Below are 17225 nucleotides of genomic sequence, written 5' to 3'. Positions count from 1 at the left end.
GAGAGGATCCGTCGCCAATCCCGCGGACCGGAACATTTCGCCGCGGGTTTTCTCCGTCACTCGTCCGCCGGCACCGCTCCACGGTGCCCTAGGCGCCCCTGCCACGGTGCTACGCCGCCTCCACCACCAGCCGCTCGGGCCCGCGCGCCGCGGCCGGAGGCAACCGGAACCCGTCCCTGCCCGGGGTCAGCGACCCCAGTACGACGGCATGCCGGGCGCCCGTGCCGCGCGGATCGGTGCCCGGCAGACCGTGGGCGGTCAGGAAGCCGAGGACCGCGAAGGCGTACGCCTCCTTCGCGGTCGCGGGCAGCCCCAGCTCGTCCGAGGCACGCACCGGGATCCCGGCGAGCAGCCGCCGGAGCGTCCCGGCCAGCACCGGGTTGCGCATGCCCCCGCCGGACGCGATCACCTCGGTCGCGCCGACGGACCGCACCGCGTCCGCGACCGTCCGGGCCGTCAGCACGGTGAGCGTCGCCAGCACGTCCTCGGGGCGGGCACCGTCGAGCAGTCCGGCCGCCCGCAGGTAGCCGGTGTGGAACAGCTCCTTGCCGGTCGTCTTCGGCGCCGGCAGCGCGTAGTACGGCTCCGCGAGCAGCCGCTCCAGCAGCCGCCGCTCCGCCCTGCCGCGCGCGGCCAGCGCGCCGTCCGCGTCGTACACCAGGCGCCCGCCGCTGAACTCCCGGACCGCCGCGTCCAGCAGCGCACAGCCCGGCCCGGTGTCGAAGGCCGTCCCGTCGGGCGCGGTCAGATTGGCGATGCCGCCGATGTTCAGGGCCACCGGCCTGCCCGGCCTGCCCCGCAGCCACAGCAGGTCGACCAGGCTCACCAGCGGCGCGCCCTGCCCGCCCGCCGCCACGTCCCGGGCCCGGAAGTCGGCGACCACCGGCAGCCCGGTCGCCTCCGCGATCCAGGCCGGCTGTCCGAGCTGCAGCGTGCCGTGCACCCGGCCGTCCGCCACCCAGTGGAACACCGTCTGCCCGTGAGAGGCCACCAACTCCGCTCGTCCCGCGCACAGTTCACGGTCCGCCCGGACGGCCGCCGCCGCGAACGCCCGCCCGATGCCGGTGTCGAGCCGGCACACCTCCGCGAGGGGCACGGCGGCCGGCGGCAGCGCCGCCGCGAGGGCCGCGCGCAGCCCGCCGTCGTACGGGGTGCTCACCATCCCCAGTGGCCGCAGCGTCAACGTGTCGCAGTCGAGGCGCAGTTCGGCCGCCGCGGCGTCGACCGCGTCGTACGACGTCCCCGACATCAGCCCGATCACCAGCACGGGTCAACTCCCTTCTCCGTGAGACCTTTTCAGGAGAGCCACGGCGCTCACCGCGCAGGCCGCCGCCGCGTAGTAGGCGGGCACGTCGGGGTTCCCGGTGCGCCGTACCGCCTCCGTGATGATCAGGCCCGCGCAGCCGGAGAACAGCGCGTTCGACAGGGCGTAGGCGAGCCCGAGTCCCGTCCAGCGCACCCGGGTCGGGAACATCTCGGCGAGCAGCGCGGGCCCCGGCCCCGCCATCAGCCCCACGATCGCACCCGCCGCGCACAGGGCCCCGCCCTTCGCCGCGCTCGACGTGGCGGGATCCTGCAGCAGGTTGAGCAGCGGCAACGATGTCACCGTCACCAGCACGGCCCCCGTGAGCAGCACCGGCCGCCGCCCGACCCGGTCGCTGAGCAGCCCCGCCGGAAGGATCACCGCCGCGAACCCCGCGTTGGCCGGCACCGCGGCGAGCAGCGCGTGCCGGACATCCGCGTGCAAGGTGACCTGCAGATACGACGGCAGCACCACCAGGAAGGTGTACCCGGCCGCCGCCCAGCCCACCACCCGCGCCGCCGCGAGCACGAGCACCCCCCACCCGAGCCGCCCGGCAGCCTCCCGCGGCCCCGCACCGCGCTCCAGGAACGCCGGCGTCTCCGCCAGCCCCGCCCGCAGCCACAGCGCCACCAGCCCCAGCGGCAGCGCCAGCAGGAACGGCAACCGCCAGCCCCACGCGGACAGCTGGGCGTCGGTGAGCGCCGTCGCCGTCACCGCCGTCACCCCCGCCCCGCCGAGCAGCCCCAGCGCCACCGTGAACGACTGCCACGCCCCGTACGACCCGCGCCGGCCCGGCGGCGCGAACTCCGTCAGCAACGCCACCGCACCGCCGAACTCACCGCCCGCCGCCAGCCCCTGCACCACCCGCAGCAAGGTCAGCAGCCACGGCGCGAGGGCACCCGCGGTGTCGTACGTGGGCAGCACACCGATCAGCGCGGTCGCGCCCGACATCAGCGCGACCACCCCGATCAGCACCGGCCGCCGCCCCCACCGGTCACCCAGCCTGCCGAACAGCACCGCGCCGAGCGGCCGGAAGAAGAACGCCAGGGCGAACGAGGCGTACGTCCGCACCAGCGCCCCGGCCGCGCCACCGCCCGCCGGGGCGAAGAACCGCTCCGCCAGCACCGTGGCCAGAAAACCGTAGACACCGAACTCGTACCACTCGACGAGGTTCCCCACCGACCCCGCCGCCACCGCCCGCACCGTCGGCCCGCGCGGTACCGCGCGGCTGCCGGAGACCGGCTTCGTCTCAGCCACTGTTGACGCTCCGTCCGCTGCTGACCCGCTGGTCGGACCGGGTGCGCGTCGCCTGCCCGCACCCACCTTCACCCGGCGGGGCAACGGGTGCCCCGACCGGCCACCACACATCCCACCGGACGGCTAGGCTCGTGGTCTGTACGTCATTCGGGCGACCTGGGGAGGTAACGGGATGACGGAGGGACGGCCGCAGGCTGCCGCCTCGGCTGCCCTGTGGGAGCGGGACGCGGAGATCGCCACCGTCGCACAGGCACTCGACGTCCTGTGCGCCGACCAGTCGTCCGCGGGCAGCCTGCTCGTCTTCCGCGGCGAGGCCGGGCTCGGCAAGACGGCGCTGCTGGCCGAGACACGCCGCATCGCCGAACGCCGCGGCTGCACGGTCTGGTCCGCCCGCGGCGCCGAGACCCTGAGATCCGTACCGTTCAACGTGGTGCGGCAGCTGCTCCAGCCCGCGCTGCTGTCCTTACTGCCCGAGGAGGCCCGCGAGTACCTCGGCGACTGGTACGACATCGCGGGCCCCGCCCTCGGCATAGCCGACCCCCAGGAAGGCAGCCCCGACCCGCAGTACGTCTGTGACGGACTCGTCGCGGCCGTGCGCCGGCTCGCCCGCCGCGAATGGCCGCTCGTGCTGCTGGTCGACGACGCGCACCGGGCCGACCAGGAGACCCTGCGCTGGCTCGCCGCTTTCGCCGAACGCCTGGAGGACCTGTCCGTCCTCGTCGTGGTCGCCCGCCGGCCCGGCGAGGTCAGCGGGGACAGCGCCCGCCACCTCGAGGCGGTGGCCGCCGCCGGCCGCCCGGTCAGCACCCTCAGCGCGCTCACCCCCGACGCCACCGCCGGGCTCACCCGCGCCGCCGTCGGCCGGCACGCCGACGACGCCTTCTGCCGTGAGGTCTGGGCCGTCACCGCCGGCAACCCCTACGACACCGTCGAACTCCTCGCCAAGGTGCACGACAGCGACCTCCACCCGGTCGAGGCCCAGGCCGGGGAACTCCGCGCCCTCAACCGCGCCGCGCGCGGCGGCGGACTGGTCGAACGGCTCAAGGGCCTCGGCCTGGAGGCCACCCAGTTCGCCTGGGCCGCCGCCATCCTCGGCACCCACATCACCGTCGACATGGTCGCCCGCCTCGCCACCATGAACGACGACATCGCCCGCCACTGCGCCGAACTCCTCTGCAACGCCCGCATCCTCACCGAACCGGACCCCGCGACCGGCACCGACTTCGCGGACCGTGAGCTGGAGTTCGTCCACCCGCTGATCGCCACCGCCGTCTACAACTCCATCCCGCCCGGCGTGTGCACCGCCATGCACGGCGTCGCCGCCCAGATCATCACCGAGCTGGGCCGCGGCGCCGCCGAGGCCGCCCGGCACCTGCTCAAGGTCCACCCGGACGACGACGAGGAACTCGTCGAACAGCTGCGCGAGGCCGCCCGCGAGCACCTCGCCGTCGGCGCACCCGACGCCGCCCGCCGCTGCCTGGAACGCGCCCTCGAAGAGCCGCCCCGCCCCGACGTCCACGCACACGTCCTCTACGAACTCGGCTGCGCCACCCTGCTGACCGCGCCCGCCGTCACCATCGACCACCTGCAGAGCGCGCTCGGCATGCCCGGCCTCGGCGGTGACGACCGCGTCGGCGCCGTCGTCCGTCTCTCCCAGGCGCTGCTCCACAACGACCAGCTGGAGGAGGCCGTCCGCACGGTCGAGGCCGAGGCCGCCCGGCACGACGCCGGCCCGGTCCGGATGCGGCTGCAGGCCTTCCAGTACATGTGGGAGGGCATCCACGGCGAAACCGTCTCCCCGGCCCGCTCCCAGAGCCTCGCCGAACTCGCCGGCACCTGCGCCGGCCGCGACAACGCCGAACGCGCCCTGCTGATCCTGCGCGGCTTCGACGCGATGACCCACGGCGAGAGCGCCACCGAGGTGCTCGAACTGTGCGACCGGGCGCTCGTCAACGGCCGCCTCGCGCCCGGCCTCGGCTGGACCGACCCAGAGTGGGGCATGGAGCTGCTGATGATGCTGGGCAGCGCATACGCCTACACCGACCGGCTCGACCGCGCCGAAAGCCTCTTCGCCGAGGCCCGCCGCGTCTACACCGGCTCCGGCTGGCGCGGCGGCCATCTCTCGCTGGCCAACGCCTTCCTGGGCCTCGCCTACCGCAGACAGGGCCGGTTGAAGGACGCCGAGACCACCCTGCGCGAGGCACTGGCCCTCGCCGAGCGCGTCGGCCGCGGACTGCCGCTGTACTGGTCCTCCACCTGCGGACTCGTCGACACCCTGCTGGCCCGCGGCCGCGTCGATGAGGCCTGGTCGATCGCCGAACAGTACGGCTTCGCCCCGCCCTACCCCTCCACGATCGTGCTGCCCGACATCCGCTCCGTACGCGGCCGGCTGCTGCTCGCCGTCGGCCGCGTCGAAGAGGGCATCAACGAACTCGAGGCGGCCGAGAAGACCGCCGTCTCCCGCGGCGGTCACAACCCCGTCCTCGCACCCTGGTCCATCGACCTCGCCAAGGCCCTCGCCGACCAGGACCCGGTCCGCGCCGCCCGAATCGCCGCCGACGCCCGCAGGCAGGCCGAGCGCTTCGGCACGGACACCGCCATCGGCGAGGCCCTGCGCTGTGCCGCCGCCCTGGAGACCGGGCAACGCGCGGTCCGGCTCGCCGGTCAGGCCGTCACCTATCTGGAGGCCTCACCCTGCCAGTACGAACACGCGGCGGCCCGGGTCGAGTACGGCATCGCCGCCGGCTCGGTCGCGGAACTCAAACGGGGCCTGGCTCTCGCCCGGGCGTGCGAAGCGGACGGGCTGGTGGCGCGGGCGAGGGAGGCGCTGCGGACGGGGCGGGCGCGGTAGGCCGGCCGGCCGTGGGGCGACCGCGGGGGTCACCCTCAGCCCTCGGGCGGCTCCTCCTCGGCCGGCACCCGCTGGGCCACCGCGAAGGCCGAGTTGGCGGCGGGCACCCCGTAGTACACGACGGTCTGCAGCAGTACCGCGCCGACCTCCTCCGGTGCCAGCCCGTTGCGCCGGGCCGCCCGTACGTGGCTGGCCAGTTCGTCGTAGTGGCCGTGAGCGACCAGTACGGTCAGGGTGACCAGGCTGCGCTCGCGCCGGGACAGCGTCGGGTCGGCCCAGATCTCCCCCCAGGCGGGTGGCCCGGAGCTGACCGGTGGCCCGGAGCCGAGTCGCCGGCCCCGGCCGAGTCGCCGGCGCGGGAAGCCGGCCGCGCCTCTACGGCGCCGGTGCGAACACCACCCACACCTGACCGGCGGCGAAGGCCATCCGGCTGCCGTCCGCCGCCGTGAACGTCGTACCGCCCGTCGCGGCCGGCCGCGACCAGGTGACGGGGAAGGACCGTCCGTCGCGCAGCACCTCCGCCTTCCCGGAGCCGACCGTCTCGGTGTACGGGGTGCGGTTGCCGAGTCTGTCGTGATACCGGGAGGTGCGGAGCTTCACGCGCTGCACGACGACCGTCGCGGGCGCCATCCGCGCGCCGTCCGTCGTCACCGCGGCAGTGCCGTCCATCGCCACGAGCCAGCCGTTCCGCTCGCGGGACCAGGTGAAGGTGAAGCGGGCGGCCGGGTAGCGCACGGTGCGTGACGTCGCGGGCCTGCCGCCGGACGGGGCCGGGCCGTAGCGGAAGCCGGTCGTCAGCGCGGTCTCGCCGGGGGCGGCGGACAGCAGTCTGGCGGGGTGCAGATAGAGGTTGTGCGGTGCGGCCGCGCCGGTTCCCCGGTAGTAGGCGTCCGGTGCCTGGTCCGGTGATTCCGCGCGCACAGGCGCGTTGTCGATCAGCGGCAGCAGCTTGCGCTGGGCGCCGGAGAAGGCGAGGGTCGGCCGGTCGAACTGGCGCAGCAGCTCCAGGTCGGACTCGCGGGCGCTGCGCACCGGTCCGACGGTCTTGGGGAGCCTGGTCGCGTACACCGCCATCAGCCGGCTCAGGCCGCCCTCCACCTGCTCGGCGTACACCACGTCGGCCGCGTCGAGGCCGGTCTGCGGGCGGGCCGCGGGGACGTTGTCGATCTTCACGGCGAGCGGTGAGCCGGCCGCCGCGAGCGAGGGGCTCGGGGGCGGGGTGTGGTGCGGGGCGCGGCTGTCGTCCCGGCCGTGGCCGGTGCAGCCCGCCGTGAGGGACGCCGTCAGCGTGGCCGTCAGTAGAGCCGCCGTCAGTGCGGCGCGTCGTGTGCGCGCTCTGTGTCCCATGCCCACCGTTGCCACCCCGTCCGTGTTGTCCGATTGTGCGCTCATCGGGTCGTTGCTGACCACATCTGACCGCCGATGACCGCGCGCCCGGGCCCCGACACGACGCGGGCGGCGTCCGGACCTGCCTGGACGGTCCGGACAGGGGGTTCGCGCCGAGACGCACGGGTACCCGGCCGCCATCGCACACAGGACGCAGACACTGCGCACCGGGTGCGCCAGGGCGAACCGGCGCGCAGGCGAGGCAAGGGAGCGCGACCCCATGAAGGCAGTCACCTGGCACGGCAAGCGGGACGTCCGCGTGGAAGACGTGCCCGATCCGCAGATCGAGGAGCCCACGGACGCCGTCATCCGCATCACGTCCACCGGACTGTGCGGCTCCGACCTGCACCTGTACGAGGTGCTCACACCGTTCATGACCCCGGGCGACATCCTCGGCCACGAACCCATGGGCATCGTCGAGGAGGTCGGCTCCGAGGTGACGAACCTGCGGCCCGGCGACCGGGTCGTGGTGCCGTTCCAGATCGCCTGCGGGCACTGTTTCATGTGCGACACCGGGCTGCCCACCCAGTGCGAGACCACCCAGGTCACCGGCGAGGGCATGGGCGCCGCCCTGTTCGGCTACACCCGCCTGTACGGCGCCGTCCCCGGCGGTCAGGCCGAGTACCTGCGGGTTCCGCAGGCGCAGTTCGGCCCCATCAAGGTGCCCGAGGGGCCGCCGGACGACCGTTTCGTCTACCTCTCCGACGTGCTGCCCACCGCCTGGCAGGCCGTCGAGTACGCCGCCGTCCCGCCCGGCGGCACCGTCGCCGTCCTCGGTCTCGGCCCGATCGGCGACATGGCCTGCCGGATCGCCAAGGCACGCGGCGCCGAGCGGGTGTTCGGCGTGGACCTGGTGCCCGAGCGGCTCGCCCGGGCGAACCGGCGGGGTGTGGAGACGTACGACCTCAGGGCCTTCGACGACGAGAAGGCGCTGGTCCACGCGATCCGCGACGAGACCGGAGGCCGGGGCCCGGACGCCGTGATCGACGCCGTCGGCACCGAGGCACACGGCAGCGCCGCCGCCAGGCTCGCCCAGCAGGCCACCGCGCTCATGCCGCGAAAGCTCAGCGCGCCCTTCGCGGAACGCTTCAGCGTCGACCGGCTCGGCGCCCTGTACATGGCCATCGACCTGGTCCGGCGCGGCGGCACGATCTCGCTGAGCGGTGTGTACGGAGGCATGGCCGACCCGATGCCGATGCTCACCCTGTTCGACAAGCAGATCCAGCTGCGCATGGGGCAGGCCAACGTCCGCCGCTGGACCGACCAGGTCCTGGCCTACCTCACGGACGAGGACCCGCTCGGTGTGGAGGACTTCGCCACGCACCGGCTGCCGCTCGCCGACGCACCGCACGCCTACGAGATGTTCCAGCGCAAGCAGGACGGGGCCGTGAAGGTGCTCATGCGGCCGTGAAGGTTCACACGGTCAGCCGGGGAAGCCCTCTTCGCCGAGACTCTTCTCGCCCAGGATCTCCGCCAGGTCGTAGCGCACCGGCTCCTCGAGCTGCGCGTAGGTGCAGCTGTCCGGTGTGCGGTCCGGGCGCCAGCGGCGGAAGCGGGCCGTGTGCCGGAAACGCTGGCCGTTCTCCATGTGGTCGTAGGCCACCTCGGCGACCCGCTCGGGCCTGAGCGGCACCCAGGAGAGGTCCTTCTTGCCCGACCAGCGGCTCGGCGCCCCCGGCAGCCGGGCCGTCTCGTGGGCCGCCTCGTCCGACCAGGCGGCCCACGGGTGCCCGGCCACGTCGTCCATCCGCAGCGGCTCCAGCTCCTCGATCAGCTCGGCCCGGCGCTGCATCGAGAAGGCGGCCGACACGCCCACGTGCTGGAGCCTGCCGTGGTCGTCGTACAGCCCGAGCAGCAGCGACCCGACCACCGGGCCACTCTTGTGGAAGCGGTACCCGGCCACGACGACGTCCGCCGTCCGCTCGTGCTTGATCTTGAACATGGCCCGCTCGTCCTGCAGATAGCGCAAGGCGAGCGGCTTGGCGACGACCCCGTCGAGCCCGGCGCCCTCGAATTGCTCGAACCACTGCCGCGCCACCTCGATGTCGGTCGTCGCTGGCGCCACATGCACCGGCGGGGTCGCCCGGGCGAGGGCCCGCTCCAGCAGGGACCGGCGGTCGGCCAGCGGAACATCGACCAGGGAATGGTCGTCCAGCGCCAGCAGGTCGAAGGCGACGAACGACGCCGGCGTCTTCTCGGCCAGCATCCGCACCCGGGAGTCCGCCGGGTGGATGCGCTCGGTCAGCGCGTCGAAGTCCAGCCGGCCGTTTTGCGCGATCACGATCTCCCCGTCGAGCACGCACCGCTCGGGCACCCGCTCCCGCAACGCCCCGACCAGCTCGGGAAAATACCTGGTCAGTGGCTTGCCGGTACGGCTGCCCAGCTCGACCTCGGCCCCGTCCCGGAACACGATCGAACGGAACCCGTCCCACTTCGCCTCGTAGTGCATGCCCGGCGGGATCCTCGCCACCGACTTGGCGAGCATGGGCTTCACGGGCGGCATCACCGGCAGGTCCATGGTCCGATTCTGCTCGCACACGTCCGCCGCCGCCCGGTGTGCGAGCCGTGCGGGGTGCGCCTACCGTGGCCGCATGGGTGATGCGGTGGAACTGGAGGTGGCCGGCCGGACAGTACGGCTGTCCAGCCCGGACAAGGTCTTCTTCCCCGAGCGGGGCTTCACCAAGCTGGACCTGGCCCGGTACTACGCCGCCGTCGCCCCCGGCATCCTGCGCGCCCTGCGCAACCGCCCCACCACCCTCGAGCGCTACCCGGACGGCGTCGGCGGCGAGTGGTTCTACCAGAAGCGGGCCCCCAAGGGCATGCCCGACTGGATCCCGACCGCCCACATCACCTTCCCCAGCGGGCGCAGCGCCGACGAGATGTGCCCCACCGAGGAGGCCGCCGTGGTGTGGGCCGCCCAGTACGGCACCCTCACCTTCCATCCCTGGCCGGTGCGCGCCACCGACGTCGACCACCCCGACGAACTCCGCATCGACCTCGACCCGCAGCCCGGCACCGACTACGACGACGCCGTCCGCGCCGCCCACGAGCTGCGCGCCGTTCTCGACGAGTTCGGCGGGCTGCGCGGCTGGCCCAAGACCTCCGGCGGCCGTGGCCTGCACGTCTTCGTCCCCATCGAACCGCACTGGACCTTCACCCAGGTGCGGCGCGCCGCGATCGCGGTCGGCCGGGAGATGGAACGCCGGATGCCCGAGCACGTGACCATCAAGTGGTGGAAGGAGGAACGCGGGCGCCGTATCTTCCTCGACTACAACCAGACGGCTCGCGACCGCACCATCGCCTCCGCCTACTCCGTACGGCCCCGCCCCCACGCCCCCGTCTCGGCGCCCCTGCGCTGGGACGAGGTCGGCGTGGCCCACCCGGCCGACTTCGACCTCGCCACCATGCCGGCCCGCTTCGCCGAACTCGGCGACGTCCACGCCGACATGGACGAGCACGCCTACTCCCTGGACGCGCTGCTGGAGCTGGCCCGCCGTGACGAACACGACCACGGCCTGGGCGACCTGCCGTACCCGCCGGAGTACCCGAAGATGCCGGGCGAACCGAAGAGGGTCCAGCCGAGCCGTGCGCGGCGCGAGGCGACGTCCTAGCCGTTTTCCGGGGCCGTGGGCCGCGGTTGTGCCGCTGGGGGCGATGGGCGCCCGGATATTCTGACCGGCAGCCGCCGATGAGGAGTTCCGAAGTGACCGAGGCAGTGTCGCGTCCCACGCTGGAGGCCGTGGCCGCGCGGGCCGGTGTGTCCCGGGCCACCGCGTCACGGGTGGTCAACGGCGGGGACGGGGTACGGGAGCCCTTGGCCGAGCGGGTCCGGCAGGCCGTGGCGGAGCTGGGATACGTCCCCAACCAGGCGGCGCGCAGCCTCGTCACCAAGCGGCACGACGCCGTCGCGGTCGTCATCGCCGAACCGGAGACCCGGGTCTTCGCCGACCCTTTCTTCGCCCTCCAACTGCGGGGCATCAGCAAGGAGCTGACCGCCCACGACAACCAGTTGGTGCTGCTGCTCACCGAGGGCCGGGACGACCACGCGCGCGTGGCCCGGTATCTCGCCGGAGGCCACGTCGACGGCGCGCTCGTCTTCTCCCTGCACCTGGACGACCCGCTGCCCGGGCTCATCCAGGACGCCGGTGTGCCCACCGTGTTCGGTGGACGGCCCGGCTGGGGCGAGGGCACCGCCGGCTCCCCGGGCAGGAACGCGGAGGTGGTGTACGTCGACTGCGACAACCGGGGCGGGGCCCGCGCGGCCGTACGGCATCTCGTGGACCTCGGCCGCAGACGCGTCGCGCACATCACCGGCGCCCTGGACCAGACCTCGGCGGTGGACCGGCTCGACGGTTACCGGGACGTCATGGACGCCGTCCCGGGCGGGAGCGACCCCCGGCTGGTCGTGGAGAGCGACTTCACCCCGGCCGGCGGCGAGCGCGCCATGCGCGCACTGCTCGACCGCTGCCCGGACCTGGACGCCGTGTTCGCCGCCAACGACCTGACCGCGCTCGGTGCCCTGCGCGTGCTGCGTGAGCGCGGCCGGCGCGTACCCGAGGACGTGGCCGTGATCGGCTTCGACGACATGGTGCCCGTCGCCGAGCAGACCGACCCGCCGCTGACGACGGTCCGTCAGGACATCGAGGGGATGGGCCGGCTGATGGCCCGCCTGCTGCTGCGGGGCCTGCCCGGCGGACACGGCCGGGACGGGACGGGGGCGCTCGCGCCGAACGCAACGGACGCGCCGAACGCATCGAACGCGCCGAACGCATCGAACGCGCCGAACGCGCCGGACGCATCGGACGTGTCGGCGGCATGGGACGTGCGCGCGGCATCGGACGCCGGAGTGATCCTGCCGACGACGCTGGTACGCCGCGCGTCCGCATAGCCCCGAGGGGGCCGACGACGACTCGCCGGGACGGGCGGCAGGCCCGGCGCGGCCCCGGTCAGCCCAGCACGGGTGGTACCAGCCCGGAGCGGTCCAGGGGGGTCCAGCCGGAGTCCGCCCCGCGCGGGGTGGGGCCGGCCAGGAGTTCGCCCCGCGAGGCCCGGACGGTCAGCCCTGGGGCGTCTCGCTTCTGATCACCGCGAAACGCACCCCGTGCGGGTCCGCGAGCTTGGCCATGCGGCCCACGCCCTCGACGGTCGTCGCGGGCATGCGCACCGCCCCGCCGAGCTGCCGGGCCTTCTCGACCACGGCGTCGGTGTCCTCGACCTCGAAGTACGGCAGCCAGTGCGGACCGGCCTCCGCCTCGGCGGGGGCGTCGGCCAGCGGCACCATGCCGCCGAACATCGCGTCCTCCCCGGCACCGCCCGGGTTGACGCAGGTGTACGTCCCGCCCGGGAAGGGCACGCCCGACGTCTCCAGGCCGAGCACCCGGTGGTAGAAGGCGGCGGCCGCCGCGATGTCCGGCGTGTACAGCTCGACCCAGCACAGCGCGCCCGGTTCGTTCGCCACGTCCACACCCTTGGTCCGGCCGGGCTGCCAGATCCCGAACGGCACGCCCGCCTGGTCGGCGAGGACCGCCATGTGGCCCTCGCCCATCACATCCCTGGGCGGAAACAGCACCCTGCCGTGGGCCTGTTCGGCCGCCGTGGCGGTGGCCTGCGCGTCCTCGCTCTGGAAGTACACCGTCCAGGCCGGCGGCCCCTGCCCGGGGCCGGTCCGCATACCGCCCGCGACGGTCCTGCCGTCCAGCTGGAAGAAGCCGTAGCCACCGGCGTCCGGCCCCGCGGACCGGAACTGCCAGCCGAGGAGACCGCCGTAGAAGGAGAGGGCGCCGTCGAGGTCGGGGGTGCCGATGTCGATCCAGTTCGGGGCGCCGTTGACGAAACGGGTGGTGAGCATCTTCGCCCTCCTCGGATGGGGTCCCGTCCTGTGCACTGCCGAGTCTGGCACCGCCCACTGACAATCGCCGCCGGAGTCCCACGACGCGCCGGACGGGCATCCGTCCGCACCCTGTGTGGCGGGGTGCGGTCTCCCGGTTTTCCGGCTTGTCCCGCGCGCCGCCGTGCACGCGCCTGCGGGCGGGGAGCATCATCGGGGCGGCCGGAGGCCCTGAGGGTGCCGTTGACCCCGCGTTGATCGAACGTTTTTCGCCGCACGGCACGATCTGGCCCATGCACTTCGAAACCATCACCCCGGCCGACGACACCTGGCAGGCGCAGGCCCTGTGCGCGCAGACCGGGCCGGACTTCTTCTTCCCCGAGCCCGGCAGCTCGGTGCGCGAGGCGAAGCGCATCTGCGCCATGTGCGAGCTGCGCCCGGCCTGCCTGGAGTACGCGCTCGCCCATGACGAGCGCTTCGGCGTCTGGGGCGGACTGTCCGAGAAGGAGCGCCTCGCTCTCAGGCGCACCTCCCCCTGACCGCCCCCACCGGCGCCGACAGGCGTCAGCCGCCGGCGCGCGCCGCCATGCGGGCCTTGCGGGCGGCCAGCTTCTCGTCGAACTTGGCGGCCTCCGCGTCCAGGCCGCCCAGGAACAGGCCGAGTTCCTCCTGCGCCTGACGCCCCTCGGGGCCGAGGCCGTCGATCTCCATGATCTTCAGGAAGCGCAGCACCGGCTGCAGCACGTCGTCGTGATGGATGCGCAGGTTGTAGACCTCGCCGATCGCCATCTGCGCGGCGGCCCGTTCGAAGCCGGGGATGCCGTGGCCGGGCATCCGGAAGTTCACGACGACGTCCCGGACCGCCTGCATGGTCAGGTCGGGGGCGAGTTCGAAAGCGGCCTTCAGCAGATTGCGGTAGAAGACCATGTGCAGGTTCTCGTCGGTCGCGATGCGGGCCAGCATGCGGTCGCAGACCGGGTCACCGGACTGGTGGCCGGTGTTGCGGTGCGAGATCCGGGTGGCCAGCTCCTGGAAGGCGACGTAGGCGATCGAGTGCAGCATCGAGTGCCGGTTGTCGGACTCGAAGCCCTCGCTCATGTGGGACATGCGGAACTGTTCCAGCTTGTCCGGGTCGACCGCGCGCGAGGTGAGCAGGTAGTCGCGCATCACGATGCCGTGGCGGCCCTCCTCGGCCGTCCAGCGGTGCACCCACGTGCCCCAGGCGCCGTCGCGGCCGAACAGCGAGGCGATCTCGTGGTGGTAGCTGGGCAGGTTGTCCTCGGTCAGCAGGTTGACCACGAGGGCGATGCGGCCGACCTCCGTGACCTTGGACTGCTCCTTGTCCCAGGCCTGACCGTCCTCGAACAGGCCGGGGAAGTTGCGGCCGTCGCTCCAGGGCACGTACTCGTGCGGCATCCAGTCCTTGGCGATCTTCAGATGCCGGTTCAGCTCCTTCTCGACCACTTCCTCCAGCGCGTACAGCAGTCGCGCGTCGGTCCAGACGGACGGGCTGCCAAGGTGAGGGGAAGTGATCGTCACGGAAACTCCAGGGGGACGCCGAACAGGGGGAGGGAAGGGGACGCTCCGGCGAGCGGTGCCGGAACCTACGAGATCGTAGGCTACGAAACCGTAGGTTACGAAGCCGTAGGCTAAGGCCACTGTAAAGAGTGCTGATCAGAACGCATGGTCCGGCGCTTCGACGGCATGCCGAGCAGCCCCGGCACCGCAGGTCCCGGGGCTGCTGGGGTGACGGGATCACCCGGTCAGGCGTACAGCTCGCGCAGGCGAACCGAGAGGCAGGTCACACAGCCTTCGAGCTTCTCGAACTCGCTGATGTCCACCGTGACCACGTCATGGCCGAGGTCGGTCAGCAGCTCGGCGGTCTTCGGGGCGCTCGCGGCCATCAGCAGCTTGCTGCCGCCGAGCAGCACCACGTGCGAGCCGGACTCCTCCGGCACCGACAGGAAGCCGGGGAACAACGAGGGCCGGTCGACCTTCGGGATGTGCCCGATCACCGTGCCGTCCGGCAGCGCGGTCACCGCCGACTTCAGGTGCAGCACCTTGCTCACCGGTACCGCCACCACACGGGCGCCCAGCGGCTCGAACGCGGCCCGCAACTGCTGCACGCCGGCCGCGTTGGTCCGCCCGCCCCGGCCGACGTAGACCGTGTCGCCGACCTTCAGGACGTCACCGCCGTCCAGCGTGCCCGGCTCCCATATCCAGTTCACCGAGCAGCCGAGGCGGGCCACCGCCTCCTCGACGCCGGCGGTCTCCTCCCGCCGCGACTCGGCGCCCGGCCGGGTGATCAACGCCACGTTCTTGTACATGACGACGGCGTCCTCGACGAACACCGAGTCCGGGCAGTCGTCGGCCGGTTCGACCTCGATGGTCTCCCAGCCGTGCGTGCGCAGCGCTTCGACGTAGGCCTCCCACTGCTCGACGGCGAGCCCGACGTCGGCCTTCTCCCGCTCGATGTGCGTCACCAGGCCTTCGGCGAGGCGCGGGCTGGGGCGGCGGACGAGGGCCTTCTTGCTGGGCACGAGGGGCCTTTCGAATCGGTCGGGTCGACGGTGCGGCGTCCGGTGCCGGTGATGCGGCACCGGTCCGCCATCATGCAGGGCGCTCCGGCCAGGACAAAACCCTCGTTGTCAGGCTGTGGCTCTCCTGAGACGTCGGGTCCTAGTCCGAAGCGCCCACGTCCTCGGCCGAGATCTCCTTCAGTTCTCCCTCCTCCATCAGCAGCCAGCGGGTGATGCCGATCGACTCGAGGAACGGCAGGTCGTGGCTGGCCACGAGCAGCGCGCCCTCGTACGACTCCAGGGCCGAGGTCAGCTGCCGGACGCTGGCCATGTCGAGGTTGTTGGTCGGCTCGTCGAGCAGCAGCAGCTGGGGTGCGGGTTCGGCGAGCATCAGCGCGGCCAGGGTCGCCCGGAAGCGCTCGCCGCCGGACAGCGTGGCGGCCTTCTGGTCGGCCCGGGCGCCCCGGAACAGGAAGCGGGCCAGGCGGGCCCGGATCCGGTTGTTGGTCGCGCCCGGCGCGAACCGGGCCACGTTCCCGGCGACCGTCAGCTCGTCGTCGAGCACGTCCAGCCGCTGGGGCAGGAACCGCAGCGGGACATGGACTTTCGCCTCGCCCGCCACGGGCGCCAGCTCCCCGGCGACGGTCCGCAGCAGCGTCGTCTTGCCGGCGCCGTTGCGGCCGACGAGCGCGATCCGCTCCGGACCGCGCAGATCGACCAAGCCCTCGACACGCGCACCGTAGGCCGGCGCCAGGTTCTCCAGGGTGAGCACCTGCCGGCCGGGCGGTACGGCTGTGTACGGCAGGTCGACGCGGATCTCGTCGTCGTCCCGTACGGCGTCCACCGCGTCGTCCAGGCGCTCCCTGGCCTCGGCGAGCCGCTCCTCGTGCATGATGCGGTGCTTGCCCGCGGACTCCTGGGCGGCGCGCTTGCGGGCCCCCATGACGATCTTGGGCTCGCGTTTCTGCTCGTACATCTTCTGGCCGTAACGCTTGCGGCGGGCCAGTTTCACCTGTGCGTCGGCCAGTTCGCGCTTCTGCTTGCGCACATCGGCCTCGGCGACGCGCAGCATCCGCTCGGCGGCGTCCTGTTCCACGGCGAGGGCCTCCTCGTAGGCCGACAAGTTGCCGCCGTACCAGGTGACCTCTCCGGAGCGCAGCTCCGCGATCTGGTCGACCAGGTCGAGCAGTTCCCGGTCGTGGCTGACCACGACCAGTACGCCCGGCCAGGCGGAGACGGCCTGGTACAGCCGCCGGCGCGCGTACAGGTCGAGGTTGTTGGTCGGTTCGTCCAGCAGCAGGACGTCCGGGCGGCGCAGCAGCAGCGCGGCGAGCCGCAGCAGCACCGACTCGCCGCCGGACACCTCGCCGACGGTCCGGTCCAGGCCGATGTGGCCGAGACCGAGTTCCCCGAGGGTGACCAGGGCGCGCTCCTCGACGTCCCAGTCGTCGCCGACCGTCTCGAAGTGTTCCTCGGCCACGTCACCCGCCTCGATGGCGTGCAGCGCGGCCCGCCGCTCGGCGATGCCGAGGGCCCGATCGACGCGGAGCGTGGTGTCGAGGGTGACGTTCTGCGGGAGGTAGCCGACCTCGCCGGCCACCTTGACCGTGCCGTCGGCCGGGAGGAGCTCACCGGCCAGCAGCTTCAACAGGGTTGATTTCCCTGCTCCGTTGACGCCGACGAGCCCGGTCCGGCCGGGGCCGAAGGCGATGTCGAGGCCGTCGAGGACGGCGGTGCCGTCGGGCCAGGCGAAGGACAGGGACGTGCAGGTGAGGGAAGCAGACATGAGGGCCTCGCGAGGGAAGTGTGCGGTTCGGTGGACGCGTGTCGAGACACCGCGAGGCGGAAACCGAAGGGCCTGGGCACTCAGAAGGCCACGAAAGAAGGCCGGTGCCGAAGGACGGCTCGGACGCCGAGGTCGTACGCCGCGCACACCTCACCGGTGCGACGCGATGCCTCAGGACCTCAGACGAGCAACGTCCTTCTCCAATCGACGGCAACAGAACCGCTGTACACCGTACGAGGGGTCCCCGGAGCTGTCAACGCCATTACGGTCCGGCTCCCGCCCGCGTTCCTGGGGCC

13 protein-coding genes and 1 pseudogene are annotated in these 17225 nt (G+C 73.0%); 5 read left to right on the top strand and 9 right to left on the bottom strand.

Annotated elements, in window-relative coordinates; all coding sequences use genetic code 11:
• Positions 1-109 precede the first annotated feature (109 nt).
• Both AC07C1_RS33515 and AC07C1_RS33510 read right to left on the bottom strand, forming a co-directional pair.
• On the bottom strand, positions 110-1267 hold the full coding sequence (locus AC07C1_RS33515) for an anhydro-N-acetylmuramic acid kinase (RefSeq protein ID WP_478945232.1): 1158 nt from the start codon (positions 1265-1267) through the stop codon (positions 110-112).
• Between the two features lie 3 nt (positions 1268-1270).
• A complete protein-coding gene (locus AC07C1_RS33510; RefSeq protein ID WP_478945230.1) occupies positions 1271-2560 on the bottom strand; it encodes an MFS transporter in 1290 nt (429 codons plus the stop codon).
• A gap of 172 nt (positions 2561-2732) precedes the next feature.
• On the opposite strand from AC07C1_RS33510, the gene AC07C1_RS33505 reads away from it, so the two are divergent.
• Positions 2733-5411: an ATP-binding protein gene (locus tag AC07C1_RS33505; RefSeq protein WP_478945228.1), complete on the top strand. Its 2679-nt coding sequence runs from the start codon at positions 2733-2735 to the stop codon at positions 5409-5411.
• Positions 5412-5446: 35 nt separating this feature from the next.
• On the opposite strand, the pseudogene AC07C1_RS33500 reads toward AC07C1_RS33505, so the two are convergent.
• Together AC07C1_RS33500 and AC07C1_RS33495 are read right to left on the bottom strand one after the other, a co-directional pair.
• Positions 5447-5704: pseudogene (locus AC07C1_RS33500) on the bottom strand (carboxymuconolactone decarboxylase family protein); the annotation flags it as partial.
• Positions 5705-5786: 82 nt separating this feature from the next.
• On the bottom strand, positions 5787-6803 hold the full coding sequence (locus AC07C1_RS33495; protein WP_478945226.1) for a DUF3048 domain-containing protein: 1017 nt from the start codon (positions 6801-6803) through the stop codon (positions 5787-5789).
• Positions 6804-7017: 214 nt separating this feature from the next.
• Here AC07C1_RS33495 and AC07C1_RS33490 point away from each other — a divergent pair, with 214 nt between their 5' ends.
• Complete coding sequence (locus tag AC07C1_RS33490) at positions 7018-8208, top strand: zinc-dependent alcohol dehydrogenase (protein ID WP_478945224.1); 1191 nt, start codon at positions 7018-7020, stop codon at positions 8206-8208.
• Between the two features lie 12 nt (positions 8209-8220).
• Here AC07C1_RS33490 and AC07C1_RS33485 read toward each other — a convergent pair whose 3' ends face one another.
• On the bottom strand, positions 8221-9315 hold the full coding sequence (locus AC07C1_RS33485) for an ATP-dependent DNA ligase (protein WP_478945223.1): 1095 nt from the start codon (positions 9313-9315) through the stop codon (positions 8221-8223).
• A gap of 73 nt (positions 9316-9388) precedes the next feature.
• Here AC07C1_RS33485 and ligD point away from each other — a divergent pair, with 73 nt between their 5' ends.
• Together ligD and AC07C1_RS33475 are read left to right on the top strand one after the other, a co-directional pair.
• The gene (ligD, locus tag AC07C1_RS33480; RefSeq protein ID WP_478945221.1) at positions 9389-10408 is read left to right on the top strand and encodes a non-homologous end-joining DNA ligase; all 1020 of its coding nucleotides are present in this window, start codon (positions 9389-9391) and stop codon (positions 10406-10408) included.
• Between the two features lie 92 nt (positions 10409-10500).
• The gene (locus AC07C1_RS33475) at positions 10501-11685 is read left to right on the top strand and encodes a LacI family DNA-binding transcriptional regulator (protein ID WP_478945219.1); all 1185 of its coding nucleotides are present in this window, start codon (positions 10501-10503) and stop codon (positions 11683-11685) included.
• 168 nt (positions 11686-11853) lie between these two features.
• On the opposite strand, the gene AC07C1_RS33470 is transcribed toward AC07C1_RS33475, so the two are convergent.
• Positions 11854-12645, bottom strand: coding sequence for a VOC family protein (locus tag AC07C1_RS33470; protein ID WP_478945217.1), 792 nt, complete (start codon positions 12643-12645; stop codon positions 11854-11856).
• A gap of 272 nt (positions 12646-12917) precedes the next feature.
• On the opposite strand from AC07C1_RS33470, the gene AC07C1_RS33465 reads away from it, so the two are divergent.
• Positions 12918-13163: a WhiB family transcriptional regulator gene (locus tag AC07C1_RS33465; RefSeq protein WP_478945215.1), complete on the top strand. Its 246-nt coding sequence runs from the start codon at positions 12918-12920 to the stop codon at positions 13161-13163.
• Positions 13164-13188: 25 nt separating this feature from the next.
• On the opposite strand, the gene AC07C1_RS33460 is transcribed toward AC07C1_RS33465, so the two are convergent.
• The 3 genes from AC07C1_RS33460 to AC07C1_RS33450 form a co-directional block, all read right to left on the bottom strand.
• Complete coding sequence (locus AC07C1_RS33460) at positions 13189-14163, bottom strand: acyl-ACP desaturase (RefSeq protein ID WP_478945213.1); 975 nt, start codon at positions 14161-14163, stop codon at positions 13189-13191.
• A gap of 224 nt (positions 14164-14387) precedes the next feature.
• Positions 14388-15164: a dimethylargininase gene (gene ddaH, locus AC07C1_RS33455; RefSeq protein ID WP_478945211.1), complete on the bottom strand. Its 777-nt coding sequence runs from the start codon at positions 15162-15164 to the stop codon at positions 14388-14390.
• A 139-nt stretch (positions 15165-15303) separates the two neighbouring features.
• Entirely contained in the window at positions 15304-16929 is a 1626-nt protein-coding gene (locus AC07C1_RS33450; RefSeq protein WP_478945209.1) for an ABC-F family ATP-binding cassette domain-containing protein, read from the bottom strand.
• Positions 16930-17225: the final 296 nt, after the last annotated feature.

The sequence above is a fragment of the Streptomyces sp. NPDC045022 genome, assembly GCF_056432605.1.
This window is presented reverse-complemented; position numbering and strand designations above follow the sequence as displayed.

What these genes read in the sequence shown, in the direction of transcription:
- AC07C1_RS33470 (WP_478945217.1), bottom strand. Translation starts at nt 12,645, where the DNA reads ATGCTCACCACCCGTTTCGTCAACGGCGCCCCGAACTGGATCGACATC.
- ligD (WP_478945221.1), top strand. Translation starts at nt 9,389, where the DNA reads ATGGGTGATGCGGTGGAACTGGAGGTGGCCGGCCGGACAGTACGGCTG.
- AC07C1_RS33495 (WP_478945226.1), bottom strand. Translation starts at nt 6,803, where the DNA reads ATGAGCGCACAATCGGACAACACGGACGGGGTGGCAACGGTGGGCATG.
- AC07C1_RS33465 (WP_478945215.1), top strand. Translation starts at nt 12,918, where the DNA reads ATGCACTTCGAAACCATCACCCCGGCCGACGACACCTGGCAGGCGCAG.
- AC07C1_RS33450 (WP_478945209.1), bottom strand. Translation starts at nt 16,929, where the DNA reads ATGTCTGCTTCCCTCACCTGCACGTCCCTGTCCTTCGCCTGGCCCGAC.
- AC07C1_RS33490 (WP_478945224.1), top strand. Translation starts at nt 7,018, where the DNA reads ATGAAGGCAGTCACCTGGCACGGCAAGCGGGACGTCCGCGTGGAAGAC.
- AC07C1_RS33485 (WP_478945223.1), bottom strand. Translation starts at nt 9,315, where the DNA reads ATGGACCTGCCGGTGATGCCGCCCGTGAAGCCCATGCTCGCCAAGTCG.
- AC07C1_RS33505 (WP_478945228.1), top strand. Translation starts at nt 2,733, where the DNA reads ATGACGGAGGGACGGCCGCAGGCTGCCGCCTCGGCTGCCCTGTGGGAG.